The 16,822-nt window shown below is 58.4% G+C and carries 25 protein-coding genes and 1 pseudogene; 17 read left to right on the top strand and 9 right to left on the bottom strand.

What is annotated here, in order from left to right; translation table 11 throughout:
- The 4 genes from Q1W40_RS02405 to Q1W40_RS02390 all read left to right on the top strand — a co-directional run.
- Positions 1–188 (top strand): ribosomal protein L16 (locus Q1W40_RS02405; RefSeq protein WP_300708495.1); only part of this gene is annotated, 188 nt, incomplete at its 5' end.
- Between the two features lie 17 nt (positions 189–205).
- On the top strand, positions 206–400 hold the full coding sequence (gene rpmC / locus Q1W40_RS02400) for a 50S ribosomal protein L29 (protein WP_053172813.1): 195 nt from the start codon (positions 206–208) through the stop codon (positions 398–400).
- Between the two features lie 9 nt (positions 401–409).
- Positions 410–679 carry a 30S ribosomal protein S17 gene (rpsQ, locus tag Q1W40_RS02395; RefSeq protein ID WP_108412560.1) on the top strand — a complete coding sequence of 90 codons (270 nt, stop codon included), beginning with the start codon at positions 410–412 and terminating at the stop codon, positions 677–679.
- A 101-nt stretch (positions 680–780) separates the two neighbouring features.
- Entirely contained in the window at positions 781–1,287 is a 507-nt protein-coding gene (locus Q1W40_RS02390; RefSeq protein ID WP_300708490.1) for a peroxiredoxin, read from the top strand.
- Between the two features lie 75 nt (positions 1,288–1,362).
- Here Q1W40_RS02390 and Q1W40_RS02385 read toward each other — a convergent pair whose 3' ends face one another.
- Both Q1W40_RS02385 and Q1W40_RS02380 read right to left on the bottom strand, forming a co-directional pair.
- A complete protein-coding gene (locus tag Q1W40_RS02385) occupies positions 1,363–1,854 on the bottom strand; it encodes a GNAT family N-acetyltransferase (RefSeq protein ID WP_300708488.1) in 492 nt (163 codons plus the stop codon).
- Positions 1,855–1,936: 82 nt separating this feature from the next.
- Complete coding sequence (locus tag Q1W40_RS02380; RefSeq protein WP_300708486.1) at positions 1,937–2,599, bottom strand: cytochrome b/b6 domain-containing protein; 663 nt, start codon at positions 2,597–2,599, stop codon at positions 1,937–1,939.
- 146 nt (positions 2,600–2,745) lie between these two features.
- Here Q1W40_RS02380 and Q1W40_RS02375 point away from each other — a divergent pair, with 146 nt between their 5' ends.
- Positions 2,746–3,153: a cytochrome c gene (locus Q1W40_RS02375; RefSeq protein ID WP_300708503.1), complete on the top strand. Its 408-nt coding sequence runs from the start codon at positions 2,746–2,748 to the stop codon at positions 3,151–3,153.
- A 35-nt stretch (positions 3,154–3,188) separates the two neighbouring features.
- Here Q1W40_RS02375 and Q1W40_RS02370 read toward each other — a convergent pair whose 3' ends face one another.
- Positions 3,189–3,629 carry a TlpA disulfide reductase family protein gene (locus Q1W40_RS02370; protein WP_300708501.1) on the bottom strand — a complete coding sequence of 147 codons (441 nt, stop codon included), beginning with the start codon at positions 3,627–3,629 and terminating at the stop codon, positions 3,189–3,191.
- A gap of 129 nt (positions 3,630–3,758) precedes the next feature.
- Here Q1W40_RS02370 and Q1W40_RS02365 point away from each other — a divergent pair, with 129 nt between their 5' ends.
- Entirely contained in the window at positions 3,759–4,403 is a 645-nt protein-coding gene (locus Q1W40_RS02365; RefSeq protein ID WP_366146329.1) for a DUF4197 domain-containing protein, read from the top strand.
- Between the two features lie 7 nt (positions 4,404–4,410).
- Here the strand turns inward: Q1W40_RS02365 and Q1W40_RS02360 are convergent, their stop codons facing one another.
- Together Q1W40_RS02360 and Q1W40_RS02355 are read right to left on the bottom strand one after the other, a co-directional pair.
- Positions 4,411–5,142 (bottom strand): alpha/beta hydrolase, encoded by a 732-nt coding sequence (locus Q1W40_RS02360; protein ID WP_300708484.1) that lies wholly within the window; start codon positions 5,140–5,142, stop codon positions 4,411–4,413.
- The gene (locus tag Q1W40_RS02355) at positions 5,142–6,386 is read right to left on the bottom strand and encodes a CaiB/BaiF CoA-transferase family protein (RefSeq protein ID WP_300708482.1); all 1,245 of its coding nucleotides are present in this window, start codon (positions 6,384–6,386) and stop codon (positions 5,142–5,144) included. The genes Q1W40_RS02360 and Q1W40_RS02355 overlap by 1 nt, the downstream gene beginning before the upstream one ends.
- Before the next feature lie 52 nt (positions 6,387–6,438).
- Between Q1W40_RS02355 and Q1W40_RS02350 the strand changes: the two genes are divergently transcribed.
- From Q1W40_RS02350 to ptsP, 5 genes are read left to right on the top strand one after another with little or no spacing between them, the layout of a single operon-like run.
- The gene (locus Q1W40_RS02350; protein WP_300708480.1) at positions 6,439–6,987 is read left to right on the top strand and encodes a hypothetical protein; all 549 of its coding nucleotides are present in this window, start codon (positions 6,439–6,441) and stop codon (positions 6,985–6,987) included.
- Positions 6,984–8,231 (top strand): MFS transporter, encoded by a 1,248-nt coding sequence (locus tag Q1W40_RS02345; RefSeq protein WP_300708478.1) that lies wholly within the window; start codon positions 6,984–6,986, stop codon positions 8,229–8,231. Before Q1W40_RS02350 ends, Q1W40_RS02345 begins: the two co-directional genes overlap by 4 nt.
- A gap of 10 nt (positions 8,232–8,241) precedes the next feature.
- Positions 8,242–8,685, top strand: a complete 444-nt coding sequence (locus Q1W40_RS02340) for a PTS fructose transporter subunit IIA (RefSeq protein ID WP_108326823.1) — start codon at positions 8,242–8,244, stop codon at positions 8,683–8,685.
- Positions 8,654–8,923 carry an HPr family phosphocarrier protein gene (locus Q1W40_RS02335; RefSeq protein ID WP_108326824.1) on the top strand — a complete coding sequence of 90 codons (270 nt, stop codon included), beginning with the start codon at positions 8,654–8,656 and terminating at the stop codon, positions 8,921–8,923. Before Q1W40_RS02340 ends, Q1W40_RS02335 begins: the two co-directional genes overlap by 32 nt.
- A gap of 43 nt (positions 8,924–8,966) precedes the next feature.
- Positions 8,967–10,724, top strand: coding sequence for a phosphoenolpyruvate--protein phosphotransferase (gene ptsP / locus Q1W40_RS02330; RefSeq protein WP_300708473.1), 1,758 nt, complete (start codon positions 8,967–8,969; stop codon positions 10,722–10,724).
- Between the two features lie 36 nt (positions 10,725–10,760).
- Here the strand turns inward: ptsP and lipA are convergent, their stop codons facing one another.
- Genes lipA through Q1W40_RS02310 form a run of 4 tightly spaced genes read right to left on the bottom strand, consistent with a single transcriptional unit; the run spans position 10,761 to position 13,248 of the window.
- Positions 10,761–11,756, bottom strand: a complete 996-nt coding sequence (gene lipA, locus Q1W40_RS02325) for a lipoyl synthase (RefSeq protein WP_300708471.1) — start codon at positions 11,754–11,756, stop codon at positions 10,761–10,763.
- 46 nt (positions 11,757–11,802) lie between these two features.
- On the bottom strand, positions 11,803–12,465 hold the full coding sequence (gene lipB, locus Q1W40_RS02320; RefSeq protein ID WP_300708469.1) for a lipoyl(octanoyl) transferase LipB: 663 nt from the start codon (positions 12,463–12,465) through the stop codon (positions 11,803–11,805).
- 9 nt (positions 12,466–12,474) lie between these two features.
- The gene (locus tag Q1W40_RS02315) at positions 12,475–12,774 is read right to left on the bottom strand and encodes a DUF493 family protein (protein ID WP_108326828.1); all 300 of its coding nucleotides are present in this window, start codon (positions 12,772–12,774) and stop codon (positions 12,475–12,477) included.
- A 27-nt stretch (positions 12,775–12,801) separates the two neighbouring features.
- Entirely contained in the window at positions 12,802–13,248 is a 447-nt protein-coding gene (locus Q1W40_RS02310) for a CopD family protein (protein WP_300708468.1), read from the bottom strand.
- Positions 13,249–13,603: 355 nt separating this feature from the next.
- Here Q1W40_RS02310 and Q1W40_RS02305 point away from each other — a divergent pair, with 355 nt between their 5' ends.
- The 6 genes and pseudogenes from Q1W40_RS02305 to Q1W40_RS02280 form a co-directional block, all read left to right on the top strand.
- Entirely contained in the window at positions 13,604–13,990 is a 387-nt protein-coding gene (locus tag Q1W40_RS02305; RefSeq protein ID WP_315171012.1) for an ATP synthase subunit I, read from the top strand.
- Positions 13,991–14,005: 15 nt separating this feature from the next.
- A complete protein-coding gene (gene atpB, locus Q1W40_RS02300; protein ID WP_108326831.1) occupies positions 14,006–14,884 on the top strand; it encodes a F0F1 ATP synthase subunit A in 879 nt (292 codons plus the stop codon).
- 57 nt (positions 14,885–14,941) lie between these two features.
- A complete protein-coding gene (atpE, locus tag Q1W40_RS02295; protein WP_019429175.1) occupies positions 14,942–15,190 on the top strand; it encodes a F0F1 ATP synthase subunit C in 249 nt (82 codons plus the stop codon).
- Between the two features lie 37 nt (positions 15,191–15,227).
- Entirely contained in the window at positions 15,228–15,698 is a 471-nt protein-coding gene (locus Q1W40_RS02290) for a F0F1 ATP synthase subunit B (protein ID WP_300708466.1), read from the top strand.
- A 22-nt stretch (positions 15,699–15,720) separates the two neighbouring features.
- Entirely contained in the window at positions 15,721–16,251 is a 531-nt protein-coding gene (locus tag Q1W40_RS02285) for a F0F1 ATP synthase subunit delta (RefSeq protein WP_300708464.1), read from the top strand.
- A 44-nt stretch (positions 16,252–16,295) separates the two neighbouring features.
- Positions 16,296–16,822: pseudogene (locus Q1W40_RS02280) on the top strand (F0F1 ATP synthase subunit alpha); the annotation flags it as partial.

Raw genomic sequence — 16,822 nt, 5'->3', positions numbered from 1 at the left:
AGCCTGCTGAAGTGCGTATGGGTAACGGTAAAGGTAACCCCGAGTACTACGTGGCCGAGATCCAACCCGGTAAGGTGCTCTACGAAATCGTAGGCGTGCCCGAAGAGTTGGCCCGTGAAGCCTTCAAATTGGCCGCTGCCAAGTTGCCCCTGCGTACCACATTCGTGGCCCGCATGATTGGCCAATAATTCAGGAGAAACAAGAAATGAACGCTGCTGAATTGCGCCAAAAAGACGTTGCTGGTGTGAAAGACGAGATCAAAGCGCTGCAAAAAGCCCACTTTGGTCTGCGTATGCAAAAAGCCACGCAACAACTCGGCAACACCGGTACGTTGAGCCAGACTCGCCGTGCCATCGCTCGTGCCAAAACCATCCTTGCTCAAAAGCAAGCCGCCAAGTAAGGAGTGACCATGACGGAAGCTAAAACATCCCTCAAGCGCACCTTGATTGGCAAGGTGGTCAGCGACAAGCGCGCCAAGACCGTGACCGTGCTGGTGGAGCGTCGTGTGAAGCACGCCCTCTACGGCAAGATCGTGGCCAAGTCGAGCAAATACCATGCGCACGACGAAAAGGGTGAATTTCACCTGGGCGACATGATCGAAATCACTGAAAGCAAGCCGATTTCGAAAACCAAGAACTGGGTTGCTACGCGCCTGGTTGAAAAGGCTGCTGCCGTTTAAGCCCAAAAGCTGTAACGCAAGCAAACTTCTCGAAAACGACCCACAATTGTGGGTCGTTTTTTTTTAACTGGGCCAATGGCCAATCATTCATCGGAGAACACATGATCAAAGTCGGAGACACCCTGCCAGCAGCCACACTGATGGAATACGTTGAAGTCGAAGGGAACGGCTGCAGCATTGGCCCTAACCCAGTGGATGTGGCCAAAGCCACTGCTGGTAAAACGATCGCCTTGTTTGCTTTGCCGGGGGCATTTACACCCACGTGTTCGGCCAAGCATGTACCTGGCTATGTTGAAAATTTCGATGCGTTCAAGGCTGCAGGTGTGGACGAAATCTGGTGCGTCAGTGTCAACGATGCCTTCGTTATGGGCGCATGGGCGCGTGACCAGAAGACGGGCGCGAAAGTGCGCATGCTGGCAGATGGCAGTGCCGACTTCAGCAAGGCCACAGGTTTGACGCTGGATTTGACAGCCCGAGGCATGGGTTTGCGCAGCAACCGGTACTCGATGTTGGTCAAGGACGGTAAAGTCTCGAGCTTGAACATCGAAGGTCCTGGCAAGTTCGAGGTCAGCGATGCCGCGACTTTGCTGGCTCAAGTCAAGGCTTGAACCTTCAGTTCAATGAAAAAGGGAGCGCGGGCTCCCTTTTTCATGTCTAAATGTGCGATGCAAACGCGACGGTGATCAGTCGATGTCCACTTTGAGATAGTGCGCACCTGCATGGGGGTTGTGATAGAACGGCGGCACTTCTTCAAACCCCAAGTCTTCATACAAAGCGCGCGCAGCCTCCATGTCGTCCAGCGTGTCCAGCAAGACACTCGCGTACCCCGCATGGCGAGCAGCATCCAAAATCCCTTCGGTCAATTGACGGCCCACACCCATGCCTCTGAAAGGCAAGCGCACATACAAGCGCTTCATTTCAGCGGCATTGCTGTAGTCGCAGTTGTCTAAAGGTCTGAGCGCGCAGCAACCGGCTACAAGGCCATTGACATGTGCCAACAACAAAGCACCGCGTGGATCGGCATATTCGCCGGGCAAGGTAGCCAGCTCCTCGTCGAAGTTCTGAAAGCACAAATCAACTTTCAGAGACTGAGCGTACTCTTGGAATAAAGCATGCACCTGCGCGAGATCGGCGGGGGTCAGTGCTGGCAACAATTCAACAGATGGCGTGTCCAAGGTGAAAACTGAAAGTGAAATTCAAGAAAGTGTAGCGGTACGCGAGCAAAAGGGCTGGCGTGTCTGTCGCGTTGGCGTGGTCTCACGAACCCGGTAAAACAACGAAGGCCACAGCGGTGGCCGCCAGTGCCATCAAAGCCAGGGCTATCCAGCGTGTGCGGCTTGAATCGACCGTTGCAAGTACAGGGTTTTGCAAAACCTTATCGCCATGCCACATGGCCTGAACCAAAGCTTGACGTTTGCGCCAGCTGTACCAGGCAATGGCTAACAAATGAATCAGCACCAGCAAAATGAGGAGCAACTTGCCCCAGTGCTTGTGCCAGTGGGTGGCTGCACTCACCCAAGCGCCGGATACCGAGCTGGACAAAGGCCCCATGTTGGCAATCTCATCGTCACTGATCAGCCCGGTGCCCACCTGCAAACTCAAAAAGAAGAGCATGGCCAGCACGGACCAGGCCCCTAGCGGATTGTGACCAGCCAAATCGGAGGCCTGTCCACGGCCTTGAAGATAACGGCGGAGGCTGGAGAATCCCAGTGGCAGGCTGGACCAGCGTGACCAATGGCCACCCATGAGGCCCCAGAGCACGCGAAACAACAAAAGACTGAACACGACATAGCCAAAACGAAAATGCCAGACCATGGCATTGCCACCGACATTGCCGGTGATGACCAGACCGACCAAACACAAGGCCAGCAGCCAGTGAAAAAGACGGGTGGGTAAATCCCAAATGCGAAGTGTGAGCATAAGCAGTGTCAGTGACGCAAGAGGTTATGAAATGTGGGAAACTCGCCACAAGCCGCTCTAGGATACTCCCTGAAGGCCCTGTTCAAAACCCCGGAGTCCCCATGAAACCTCGCTTCAGTTTGATCGCCGCCTTGTCCGCATTCGCCATGCTGACGCCCGTCCATGCGCAATTTGCCAAACCCGAAGATGCGGTCAAGTACCGTAAAAACAGTTTGTTCGTGATGCAGCAACATTGGGCGCGGGTAGGGGCCATGGCGCAAGGGCGTGTGCCGTTCGATGCAAAAGCCGCGCAAGACAATATGGACGTGGTGTCTACTTTGGCCAAGCTGCCCTGGGCCGCTTTCACAGAAGGCACAGACAAGGGCGATACACGGGCCAAAGCAGAAATCTGGAAAGAATCAGCCAAATTCAAAGAAGCTGCTGACAAGTTTCAGGCCGAAGTGGTCAAACTCAATGCCGCAGCCAAGACGGGCAATTTGGACAATTTGAAAGCGGCATTTGGCTCTGCGGCGCCGACCTGCAAAGCATGCCACGACAATTTCCGTAAAGACTGAGTTTTTGTGGACACTGAGCGCGGCGCAAAGCCCGCTCAGGATTCAGCCAGCAGCTTTTCCAGCAATTGGTGAAGTTCTGCGAAGTTAGGGGCCCCTACATAGCGTTTGACGATCTCGCCACGCTTGTTCACCAAAAAAGTGGTGGGCGTGAGTTGGATATCACCCCAAGCTTTGGCGACGCCTCCTGTGTTGTCGATGGCGACTTTGAATGGCAATTGGCGCGTTTGTGCAAAATTCACCACATAGCTGGGCGGGTCGTAACTCATGGCGACCGCAACGGTGTCGAAGCCGCGTGCCTTGTATTTTTTGTAGGTGGCGATCAGCTCTGGCATTTCAGCCACACAGGTGGTGCAACTGGTGGCCCAGAAGTTCACCAGAACTACTTTTCCTTGCAATTGCGTAGTGGTGATTTTCGCTCCATCGAGCAAAACATACGAAGATTCGGGCGCGCGGTTTGCAGAGCATGCCCCGAGCATGATGGCCAAACATAAAGCGCTGAGCCAAAGCCACATGCGGCCATCAAAAAGCCGCCAATTCCAGGGAGTTTTCACTTGCATCTTCATCGTCGAAAGTTTAATACGTTTGGGGTCGCCGCAGGCCTGTGGGTGATTGCGCCTGCACATGCCCTGAGTTTGAGTGATCTGAGTGCGGTCGATGCCTCCAAGGGCTTGAAGCTGGCGCTTGAAAAGGGGGCCGACGTGGCCATCCAACTGCTCGGGGTGCAAGATGGCTTCATGAGCAACGACAAAGTGCGCATTGGCTTGCCAGACACTTTGAACCAGGGCGCCAAATGGCTCAAAGCCATGGGTTTGGGTAAACAGCTCGATGACTTGACATTGCAGATGAACCGGGCTGCCGAGGCGGCTGTGCCCTTGTCCAAAAAGTTGCTGACCCAGTCGATTCAGACCATGTCGGTGCAAGATGCCAAGGGCATTTTGCAAGGTGGCGACAACTCGGTGACCCAGTTCTTCTCAGACAAAACACGGGCACCATTGACCACCGAATTCATGCCCACGGTCAAGGCCTCGCTGAGCAAGTTGGGTGTGGTGGACCAATTCAACGCGATCGCTGGCAAGTTATCGGGCATGGGCCTGCTGTCCAAAGACAAAGCCAATCTGGAGTCTCACGTCACCGACAAAACCTTGGCGGGCTTGTATTTCATGATCGGTGAAGAAGAGAGAAAGATCCGTCAAGACCCTGCCGCAGCAGGCAGTGCCTTGCTCAGTAAGGTGTTTGGCGCCTTGCGCTGAACAAAGCTCAGCGGCTGCAATCGAGCAGCAAACTGGTCAGGCCCTGTGGATCGCTGACCATGGGGTCGTGTCCGGTGTTCAGCTCGACTACACGGGAGCCCGGCAACCAATGACCTCCCCAAAATTGCGGGTCCACCATGCGTTGGCGGCTCACCTCAATGGTGGCCAAAGGGGGTTGTGTGCAGTTGATGAAGGTGCGGGGTACGGAAGCGACACGTTCGGCATTGAACTGGAGCGCCTGCGTGTAAGGCCCGCCGGGGTGGCGTGTTTGGCGGCGAGCCACCCAGGCGTGGTCCTCACCGCTCAAACCGAATACCGCCGGATTGGGGGCAGGAAAACTGTACAAAGGGTCTGCCTCAGAGGCAGCGATCCGTGCTGCGCGGGTTTCAGGTGCCTGCGTGCTGCTCCAGCTTTCGCCAGGCGCGGGCAAGACGGCATCCAAATAAACCAGATGGCGAAGTCGCTCGGGTCTGCGGTCAGCCACAGCGGTACCGAGCATGCCGGCATACGAATGGACCACCAGCACCACATCGTTCAACTCTTCGGCATCCATCGCAGACAGCACGTCCTGAATGTGGGTCTCGAGATCGATTCCTGGACGCAGCAAATGGGCTCGTTCGCCCACGCCCGTCAGGGTGACGGCATGGGTGTGGTGACCCGCCTGAATCAAGGGCGTCAACACGCGTTGCCAGCACCAAGCGCCATGCCAGGCGCCGTGGACCAGAAGAAAGTTCGCCATCAGATCACCCCTTTGCCGCGCAGGGGCCCCAACTGTTCAGCAGACCAGCCCAGCACCTCGGTCAATACTTCCTGGGTGTGTTGGCCCAGCATCGGGGGTGGCAAGTCCTGTCGTACGGGGGTGCGACTCATTTTGATGGGGCTGGACACCAAGCGCAAATCGGGCTTGACGGGGTGTACCCAGTCGGTGACCATGCCGCGCTCGCGCACTTGAGGGTCTTCAAATACCTCGCCCAGATGGTTGATGGCGCCACAAGGCACTTTGGCGGCTTCCAGCGCGGGCAGCCATTGGGCTTTGGTGCGGGTCAGCATGATGGATTCCAGCAGCGGTACCAGCTCGGCGCGGTGGCGTACCCTGGCCGCATTCAGGGCATACCGAGGATCTTGCGCGATGTCGGGGCAACCCGCGACCGCGCAGAACTTGGCGAACTGACCGTCGTTGCCCACGGCCAAAATCAAGTGGTCACGTGTGCCCGGGGCTGAGCCCGCAGGCGCCTGCACCTCAAAGACCTGGTAGGGCACGATGTTCTGGTGCGCATTGCCCGCACGGCCCGGGACCTTGCCGCTGACCAGGTAGTTGGAGCCCAGATTGGCCAGCATGGCGACCTGGGTGTCGAGCAAGGCCATGTCCACGTGCTGGCCTTCGCCTGTGCGCTCGGCGTGGCGCAGGGCCGCCAAGATGGAAACCGTGGCGTACATGCCGGTGAACAAATCGGCCACCGCCACACCCACCTTTTGGGGGCCGCCGCCTAGATCGTCGCGCTCACCGGTCACGCTCATCAAGCCACCGATGCCTTGCACCGCGTAGTCGTAACCTGCCCGCTCGCGGTAGGGGCCGGTCTGACCAAAGCCCGTCACGCTGCAATACACCAGCTTCGGGTTGAGGGCGCTCAGGCTGGCAAAGTCCAAGCCGTAACGGGCCATGTCGCCCACTTTGAAGTTCTCCACAAAAACATCGCAGTGTTTGACCAGCTCGCGGATCATGGCCTGGCCTTCGGGCTGGGCGATGTCGCAGGTGACCGAGCGCTTGTTGCGGTTGGTGCCCAGGTAATAAGCTGCCTCGGCGGTGTCTTGGCCTTGGGCGTCTTTCAAAAAGGGCGGGCCCCAGCTGCGGGTGTCGTCGCCGCTGCCAGGGCGTTCGATTTTGATGACGTCTGCGCCGAGGTCGGCCAGGGTCTGGGTACACCAGGGGCCTGCCAGTACGCGGGACAGGTCGAGAACGCGGATGCCATCGAGTGAATTCATGTGTTCATTGTCGCGAAAAACAAAGACCGACGGTGATCAGGATAATCACCCCATGCAAATCTCTTTCTGGGCCAAGATGGCCAGTCTCCCCGTCGCTGTCTTTTTGAGTGCCTGCAGTCCTGACCAGAACTGGCGGGAAGTCGGCTTGGAGGGCACGTCGCTCAAAGTTCAGTTGCCCTGCAAGCCCGATCGCACAACGCGATCTGTGCCCTTGGGCGGTGTGCCCGTGGATCTCCAAGTGGTGGGTTGTGAAAGCGGTGACGCCATGTTTGCTGTGATGAGCGCGCCCTTGCAAGCGGGCGCTGATGCCAACGCGCTGTTGTCCGGTTGGCAGTCTGCCTCGCTTGGACGTGCTGGCGTTCCGCTGCCCCTTGCCGCCGATCAGAGACAAGCTTGGCACCGGCCGGGGTTTTTGCCCTTGACCTCGGCCGTGCGTATCCAGGCTCAGGGCCAGCGCAGTGATGGACAGCCCGTCACCATGACCGCCGTTTGGGGCGCTGTGGCCGAAGGCCAGAGAATTCGCTTGGTGCACGCGGTGGTCTATGGTCAACGTGCCTCCCCAGAATGGGCTTCTACTTTGTTTGATGGAATTCACCCATGAGCGCAGCGAAACATCCTGAGCATTTGTCATGTCGCATGGCGGTTGTGGTTTTTGTGGCGTTCGCCCTGGCCTATTTCTTTTCTGCCTTGGTGCGGGCCATCACAGCGACCTTGTCGCCGACCTTGACGAGCGAATTCAGTTTGAGTGCGCAAGATCTGGGTCTGCTAGCGGGGGGGTACTTTCTGGGTTTTTCACTCACGCAACTGCCACTGGGGCGTTGGCTGGATCGGCACGGCCCCAAGAAGGTTGTTTTGGCTTTCTTGTCGGTGGCCGTGTTGGGGTGTCTGGCGTTTGCGTGGGCAGAAAGCTTCCACGGCTTGCTGGCTGCGAGGGTGTTGTGCGGCATGGGTGTCAGTGCTTGCCTGATGGCGCCTTTGACAGGTTATCGCCGCTGGTTTGATGCAGGCACACAGTTGAGAACCAACTCATGGATGCTGATGACGGGCTCATTTGGCATGGTGGCAGCGACCTTGCCTGTTCAATGGTTGATGCCCATCTGGGGCTGGCGCACCTTGTTTGTGATGTTGGCCACCATGATCGCGATCGCCATGTTGTTGATCGCCGCTCTGGTGCCTCGTTGGTCGTCAGAGCCGGGAGCGGATGTCCGCACAGATGACGATGGTGGCTATCGCGAAATCTGGCGCAGCCGCTATTTTTGGCGCCTGACCCCGATTGGCTTTTTCAGCTATGGCGGCATGGTGGCCATTCAGACCTTGTGGGCGGGCCCCTGGATGACCCAGGTGGCAGGTTGGTCACCCCAAGAGGCTGCTACCGGCTTGTTTGGCATCAACCTCAGCATGCTGGTGAGCTTTTGGCTCTGGGGTTTGGTCACACCGCGTCTGGCCAAGTGGGGCATTCCGGTTGACCGCTTGATCGCTCGAGGTTTGCCGCTGACGTTTGTTGTCTTGGCATTCCTGATTTGGCAGGGGCCTGCATTGGGTGCGGCTGCAGCCGTCAGTTTGGCCTTGTTTTGCGTGTGCAGTACTTTCGTCGCGCTGGCGCAGCCGGCGGTGGGCATGGCTTTTCCCTCGCATCTGGCGGGCCGAGCCCTGTCCGCCTACAACCTGGTGATCTTTGCCGGCATCTTTGTGGTGCAGTGGGGCATTGGCCTGGCGGTTGATGCCGGACGCAGTGCAGGACTGGACAAGCCAGCCGCTTACCAAGTGGCTTTGGCCGGGTTCGCCATGTGTTCCATCGCATCCTGGTTGTACTTTGTGCTGAGCAAGCCCCATCAAGCCCGATAATCGAACCCTCATGATCGGTATCCTCATCATCGCCCACACCCCCTTGGCCAGCGCCTTGCGCGAATGTGCGCTGCACGTTTTTCCCGACTGCGCATCGGGCGTGCTGGCGGTCGATGTGCTGCCACACGACGCGCCCGAAACCACACTGGCCGATGCCCGCCGTGCCATGGCCCAATTGGGCGCCGATGAGGTGCTGTTGCTCAGCGACGTGTTTGGCGCCACACCTTGCAATGTGGCCCAGCAACTGAACGACAGCGCGCAAACCCGCCTCGTGGCCGGTGCCAATTTGCCCATGTTGCTGCGCAGCGTCTGCTACCGACACGAAAGTCTGGACCAATTGGTCACCCGTGCGCAGGCGGGCGGCACACAAGGCGTCATGACCGTGGGCAGCACCGCCCCCCAAAATCAAACAGGAAAGAGACATGCCCCAAGCCACCACGACCATCAGCAATAAACTGGGTTTGCATGCCCGTGCTTCGGCCAAGCTGACCAAGCTGGCGGGCAGTTTTCCTTGCGAAGTCTGGCTCAGCAAGGGTGAGCGCCGCATCAATGCCAAAAGCATCATGGGCGTGATGATGCTGGCGGCCGGTCTGGGCAGCGAGGTGACGCTGGAGACAAATGGCGAACGTGACCAGGAAGCCCTGGAGGCTTTGCTGGCGCTGATGGCCGATAAATTTGGCGAAGGCGAGTGAGCATGCGCCGCCTGCCAGTCCAGACGGCATGTGAGGTGATCGCATGACTTTCAGCATCCATGGCCTGGCGGTGGCGCGAGGCATTGCCATCGGGCGTGCCGTGCTGGTCGCCTCCAGCCGGGTCGATGTGGCCCACTATTTCATTCGACCCGACCAGGTGGCCAGCGAGATTGAACGCTTGCGCCAAGCCCGCGATGCCGTGGTCGACGAATTGCAGCGCTTGCAAAAAGACATGCCCAAGGACGCGCCGCACGAGCTGGTCGCCTTGCTCGACGTGCACTTGATGCTGCTGCAGGACGTGGAGCTCACTTCTGGCGTGCGCCAGTGGATTGAAGAGCGCTTGTACAACGCCGAATGGGCGTTGACCAGCCAGCTGGAGATCATCGCCCGTCAGTTCGACGAGATGGAAGACCCCTATCTGCGCGAGCGCAAGGCCGACATGGAGCAAGTGGCCGAACGGGTGCTGCACTGCCTCAAAGGCACGGGCTCATTGGTCATCCAGGCCAAGCGTCCCGCACGGCCCCAGCAAGAGCTGCAACTGGGCGACACCATGGATGTGCCGCTGGTGTTGGTGGCGCATGACTTGTCGCCCGCCGACATGTTGCAGTTCAAGCAAAGCGTGTTTGCCGGCTTTGTGACCGATGTGGGGGGCAAAACTTCGCACACCGCCATCGTGGCCCGCAGCTTGGACATTCCAGCGGTGGTGGGCGCGCGCAGTGCCAGCCAGCTCGTCAAGCAAGACGACTGGGTCATCATCGACGGCGATGCGGGTGTGGTCATCGTGGACCCGTCCCCCATCATCTTGGCCGACTACGGTTTCAAGCAGCGGCAGGGCGATCTGGAGCGCGAACGCCTGGCCCGCTTGCGCCACACCCCGGCGGTCACGCTGGACGGTCAAAAGATCGAGCTGATTGCCAACATCGAAATGCCCGAAGACACGGCCGCCGCGATCACCGCGGGCGCGGTGGGCGTGGGCCTGTTTCGCAGCGAATTCCTGTTCATGGGTCGCCAAGGCAATTTGCCCGGTGAAGACGAGCAATACGAAGCCTACCGCCGCGCAGTGGATGGCATGAATGGCTTGCCGGTGACCATCCGCACGGTGGATGTGGGTGCTGACAAACCGCTGGACGAAGCCCGCCATGACGCTGCCCACCTGAACCCTGCATTGGGTTTGCGTGCCATCCGCTGGAGCCTGGCCGATCCCGCCATGTTCCTCACGCAACTGCGCGCCATCTTGCGTGCTGCCGCGCATGGCAAGGTCAACTTGCTGGTGCCCATGCTGGCGCATGGCAGCGAGATTCGGCAAACCCTCGCCTTGATTGACCAGGCGCGCCAGGACCTGGACCGCCGTGGCGCGGCCTATGGCCCTGTGCGACTGGGCGCGATGATCGAGATCCCTGCGGCCGCCTTGTCGGTGCGCATGTTCCTCAAGTACTTTGACTTTTTGTCGATCGGCACCAATGACCTGATCCAGTACACCTTGGCCATTGACCGTGCTGACGAATCGGTGGCGCACTTGTACGACCCGCTGCACCCAGCGGTGCTGCGTTTGGTGGCCGACACCATTGCCGAATGCGTCAAGCAAGGCAAAGGCGTGTCGGTGTGCGGCGAGATGGCGGGCGATGTCTCCATGACCCGCTTGCTGCTGGGCTTGGGTTTGCGCAGCTTTTCCATGCACCCTTCGCAGGTGCTGGCGGTCAAACACCAGGTCTTGCGCTCGGACACCGCCAAGCTGGCGCTGTGGGCCGAGAAGGTGCTGGCCTCGGATGAGCCCGCCAGTTTGATGCCTGCCACGCGCTGAGGCGCATGCACAGGCGGCAAGAAGCCGCCGGTTTGGTCAGCGGTTCAGTGCGGCGTGGGCTTGCTGGTCTGCGTGGTAGCTCGAGCGCACCATCGCACCCACTGCCGCGTGGCTGAAACCCATTTCATAAGCCTTGGCCTCGAACATCTTGAAGGTGTCGGGATGCACGTAGCGGCGCACGGGCAGATGGCTGTTGCTGGGGGCCAAGTACTGGCCAATGGTCAGCATCTCGATGTTGTGCGCGCGCATGTCCCGCATGACGTCGAGGATTTCCTCGTCGGTCTCGCCCAGGCCAACCATCAGGCCGCTCTTGGTGGGCACGTTGGGGAACAGCGCCTTGAATTTTTTCAGCAGGTTCAGCGAGAACTGGTAATCCGAGCCTGGCCGTGCTTCTTTGTACAGGCGCGGCACGGTTTCCATGTTGTGGTTCATCACGTCAGGCGGGGCAGCCTTCAGAATTTCGAGCGCGCGGTCATCGCGTCCGCGGAAATCGGGCACCAGCACCTCGATCTGGGTGGTGGGTGACAGCTCGCGGGTCTTGCGGATGCACTCCACAAAGTGGCCCGCGCCGCCGTCGCGCAGGTCGTCGCGGTCCACGCTGGTGATGACCACGTACTGCAACTTGAGCTGCGCAATGGTCTTGGCCAGGTTGTCGGGTTCGTTCACGTCCAGCGGGTCGGGTCGGCCATGGCCCACGTCACAAAATGGGCAACGGCGCGTGCACTTGTCGCCCATGATCATGAATGTGGCCGTGCCTTTGCCAAAGCATTCACCGATGTTGGGGCAGCTCGCTTCTTCGCACACGGTGACCAGCTTGTTGGCACGCAGCACGTCCTTGATTTCATAAAAGCGCGTGGTGGGCGAACCGGCTTTGACGCGGATCCATTCGGGTTTTTTGAGCACTTCGCCCGCTTCAACTTTGACCGGGATGCGCGAGAGCTTGGCCGCTGCTTTTTGCTTGACCATGGGGTCGTAGTTTTCAACGCTTTGGGCTTCGCGCACCACGTTGCGATCGTTCGGGTTGTTGCTCATCGAGGTCTTTCGGTCACGGCTTTCGCGTTGTGCGCGAGGCCGATGGTCATAAACGGGCGGCCAGTTGCTGGGCCAGCACCTGGGCCGCTTCGTCCCAGGTGGTTTCTACGCCGATTGTAGAAAGGTCCACGGTTTTCAGGCCGGCATAACCACATGGGTTGATGCGGGTAAAGGGTTCCAGGTCCATGGCCACATTGAGGGCGGCGCCATGGTAAGTGCAGTGTCGGCTGACTTTGATGCCCAAGGCGCTGATTTTGCCCAGGCCTTTGAAGGGATCAGAGGGGTGGCCCGGACCGGTCAAGGCGGCATGGCTGAAAGGATCATCCAGCCGCACATAGATGCCCGGTGCGCCCGCCACGCGGTGACCCGTGACGCCAAAATGTGCCAGTGTGCGGATGACCGATTCTTCCAGCTTGTAGACGTATTCCTTGACGAAGTAACCCGCACGCTGGAGGTTGATCAAAGGGTAGGCCATGACTTGGCCGGGTCCATGAAAAGTCACTTGCCCGCCCCGGTTGGTTTGCACCACGGGGATGTCGCCAGGCATCAGCAGGTGTCCGGCCTGACCGGCCAAACCTTGTGTGAACACAGCCGGGTGCTCGCAGATCCACAGTTCGTTGGCCGTGTCCTCCTGCCGCGCTGCCGTGAACGCCTGCATCGCTTCATAGGTCGGCCAATAGTCAACGAGCCCGAGGTTGCGGATGATCATGGCGAGAAATCAGAGCACGATTTTGACCAGGGGGTGGCCGGTCAGTGCGCGGTACAAATCGTCCAGCTGTTCGCGGCTCGTGGCGGTGATGTTGAGTGTCACGCCCAGGTAGTTGCCGCCCTTGCTGGGGCGCAGTTCCATGGTGGAAGCATCAAAGCCGGGGTCAAATTGCAAAGCCACTTCTGCCAGGGCTTCGGCAAAACCCTCGACCATGGCGCCCATGACCTTGATGGGGAAGATCGAGGGGTATTCGATCAGGCTGTCCTTGCGCGGGTCGATGCCTTCAGGGGGGGTGATGGATGCACTCATGAAAATCCTGTGATCGTTGGAGGGTGTTCAGCGCCAGATGATGACGGCCGCCGCGGCCAGCCAGCCCAATGCGAAATTGGTCAGAACCAGCGGATGAATTTGGCCAAGCGCCTTGCCAGCAGAGGGCCAGTCGGCCGCTTGCACCGCAGTCTTGAGCCGGCGAAATGGCGCAAACCAGATGTGGGCAAAAATGAGGCACATCACAAGGCCGATGCCCGACATGGCGTGCCAGCCTTTGGGTGCCAGTTTCATGTCGACGCCCGACAGCATCCACAGACCTGTGGCCAGCAAGACAGCGATGCTCAGCCAGACCATGGCAAAAAAGCGGGACAGCACCGCCGCCATGAAAGGCAGACGTTCGGCGGGTGTCCAGCGGGTGAGCACCACCGGACGAAGCGCCAGAATCACCAAGGCCATGCCACCCAGCCATATGACGCCAGCGGCCAAATGGAAAAATTTGAACCACTCGTACATGAAAACTCCCGGTAATAGGCGAAAAGAAACGGCCATCTGCGCCGCCAGAACGGCGATTGTCGCTCTTGTCCGGGCCAAATTTCTGCGAGAGTCCGACCAAACTCACGGGTAATGGCTGGTCAGGCGGGGGTTTCTACGTATAATCGTAGGCTTTGCAGGATTTGCCGTGTACGTAACCTCGGTGTAATTTGAGATGGTGAAAATCTCCTCAGACGTTCAACCGGGCCCAAAAACGGGGGCACTCACAGGCATTTTGGCCGATGAGCGCGTCGTAGATTCTGCAGATGAAGACCTTGAGTCCGATTTCAAGCCCCTGACCGCTGAACAAGCGCAGGCTTGGCGGCAGCAGAACCTGATGGCTTCGCCTTGGCGTGTTTTGTGGCTCCAAGTGCTGGTGGGCGCTTTGATTGCAGCTCTGACCGGTTGGTTCAGTGGTCAGTCCCGACTGGCGGCATCGGTGGCTTGGGGTGTGGTTGCTGTGGTGATTCCCGCTGTGGTGTTTGTCAGGGCTTTGTCTCGGCAAATGCGGATGCGGCAAGCGGGCTCTGCTTTGGCGGGGCTGTTTGTCTGGGAATTGGTCAAGATCGTCTTGACTGTGGTGTTGCTTCTGGCGGCGCCCAAAGTGGTTGCTGATTTGAGCTGGCTTGCCCTGGTGGCAGGCTTCGTGGTGACGATGAAGGTGTATTGGCTGGCCATGGCGCTGGGCTGGATGCAGCGGAAGTCGAAGCCGACTATTTTTTGAACTGATTGGTGATTTATGTCTGCTGAAAACGCTGGCGCGCATGCCCCAACGGCTGGAGAGTACATCCAGCACCACTTGCAACACCTGCAAATGAATTTCTCATTTGAAGGCGTCAAGCAAACAAGCATTGTTGACTTCAGTTTGTTCAACCTTGATTCGGTGGTTTTCTCGCTTGTGCTGGGTGTCATTGGCTGCCTCGTCATGTGGGCGGCTGCTCGCAAAGCCACTTCGGGTGTTCCCGGTCGCTTCCAGGCGGCTGTTGAGTTGCTGTCCGAAATGGTCGAAAACCAAGCCAAAGGCGTGATTCACAACGCCAAGAGCCGCAAGCTCATTTCGCCATTGGCTCTCACGGTTTTTGTCTGGATTTTCCTGATGAACGCCATGGACATGTTGCCCGTGGACTTGATTCCGGGTGCTTGGCATGCCGCTGGCCCGGCTTTGGGTTTCAAAGATTATTTGCGCGTCGTGCCAACGGCTGACTTGTCTTCTACTTTGGGCTTGTCTTGCTCGGTGTTGTTCATCTGCTTGGTTTACAACATCAAAATCAAAGGCCTGGGCGGCTGGGCGCACGAGCTGATCGCTGCGCCTTTCGGTGACCATTGGGCTCTGTATCCGATTAACTTCTTGATGCAGATGATTGAATATTTGGCCAAGACGGTTTCGCATGGCATGCGACTGTTTGGCAACATGTTTGCGGGTGAGTTGGTGTTCATGTTGATTGCCCTCATGGGTGGCGGCTGGGCATTGTCGGCAACTGGCGTGGGTCTGGCCGTTGGTCATATCGTCGCCGGTACCGTGTGGACACTGTTCCACATCCTGGTCATCACCTTGCAAGCCTTCATCTTTATGATGTTGACGCTGATCTACACAGGTCAAGCGCACGACGCACATTGATGACACTTTTTCTCTCGTTTCGTGTTTCTTTTTTCCACTAACTTTTAGGAGCTTCTCATGGAAAACATTCTCGGCCTGGTGGCATTGGCATGTGGTTTGATCGTTGGTCTGGGTGCTATCGGCGCTTCCATCGGTATCGCTTTGATGGGCGGCAAATTCCTCGAGTCTTCTGCTCGTCAGCCTGAGTTGATGAACGAACTGCAAACCAAGATGTTCATCTTGGCCGGTCTGATCGACGCTGCTTTCCTGATCGGTGTGGCCATCGCTTTGCTGTTCGCCTTCGCCAACCCCTTCGTTCTGAAGTAATCCACGTACCTCTTCACGCAAGAAGAAGGACTGAACCGTGAACATTAACGCTACTCTGTTCATTCAGATGGTCGTTTTTGCGATTCTGGTGTGGTTCACGATGAAATTCGTGTGGCCCCCGATCACAAAAGCGCTCGACGAACGGGCACAGAAAATCGCTGACGGCCTCGCTGCCGCCGACAAAGCCAAAGCCGAACTCTCCAGCGCCAATGCGCGTGTCGAGTCCGAGTTGGCCAAGTCGCGCAACGAGACGGCTTCGCGCTTGGCAGACGCCGAGCGCCGTGCAAATGGCATCGTTGACGAAGCCAAAGCACGTGCCACCGAAGAAGGCAACAAGATCATCGCCGCTGCAAAAGCTGAAGCTGAGCAGCAAGCTGTCAAGGCCCGCGAAGCGCTGCGTGAGCAGGTCGCAGCCTTGGCCGTCAAAGGCGCCGAGCAGATTCTCCGCAAGGAAGTCAACGCTGGTGTCCACGCTGATCTGCTGAGCCGCCTCAAGACCGAGCTGTAAAAAGCTCCAGCCAGAGAAGACCATGGCAGAACTTGCTACCATCGCCCGCCCTTATGCCGAAGCGCTTTTCAAAGCGCAGGCATCCGATCTCGCTGGCACGGCCACTTGGCTGGATGAACTGGCTGCTGTTGCCGACAACGCGCAACTGCAACAGTTCATCGACAGCCCCAAAGTGTCCGACGAGCAGGCATTCGAGCTGATCTCTGGCGTGGTGCGCACAGCACTGCCCGAGGCTGGCAAGAACTTCCTGCGCCTGGTGATCGAAAACCGTCGTCTCAGTGCGCTGCCTGTGGTTGCACAGCAGTACCGGGCCCTCATGAATGCGCAAGGTGGCACCGCTGACGCGGTGGTGTACAGCGCATTTCCCATCGACGCTTCGGCTTTGGCCGACTTGTCGTCCACGCTCGAAAAACGCTTTGCGCGCAAGCTCAATGTAAGCGTCGAGTTGGATTCCGCCCTGATCGGTGGTATTCGTGTGGTGGTGGGCGACGAGGTGCTCGACACCTCTGTCAAGGCCCGACTGGAACAAATGAAATCGGCCCTCACCGCTTGATGCGGATTGAGACCGGACATATTTAAAGAAAGAAGGAAAGAGTCATGCAACTCAATCCCGCAGAAATTTCTGAACTGATCAAGAGCCGCATTGAAGGGCTGTCCGCCAGCGCCGATATCCGCAACCAAGGCACCGTGGTGTCTGTGACCGACGGTATCGTTCGCGTCCACGGTTTGTCTGATGTGATGCAGGGCGAAATGCTCGAATTCCCAGCGACTGCTGATGGCGCTGCCACTTACGGTCTGGCCCTGAACCTCGAGCGTGACTCGGTCGGTGCCGTGATCTTGGGTGAGTACGAGCACATCTCCGAAGGCGACACTGTCAAGTGCACAGGCCGCATTCTGGAAGTGCCCGTCGGCCCTGAACTGATTGGCCGCGTGGTGAACGCACTGGGCCAGCCGATTGACGGCAAAGGCCCCATCAACGCCAAGATGACCGACGTGATCGAAAAAGTCGCCCCTGGCGTGATCGCACGTAAATCGGTTGACCAGCCTATGCAAACCGGCCTGAAGTCGATCGACTCCATGGTGCCCGTGGGCCGTGGCCAGCGCGAACTGATCATTGGCGACCG

The organism is Limnohabitans sp. (assembly GCF_030158565.1).
GTDB lineage: Bacteria > Pseudomonadota > Gammaproteobacteria > Burkholderiales > Burkholderiaceae_C > Limnohabitans_A.
The sequence above is the reverse complement of the archived record's forward strand: the minus strand, read 5'-3'. Positions and strand labels throughout refer to the sequence as shown.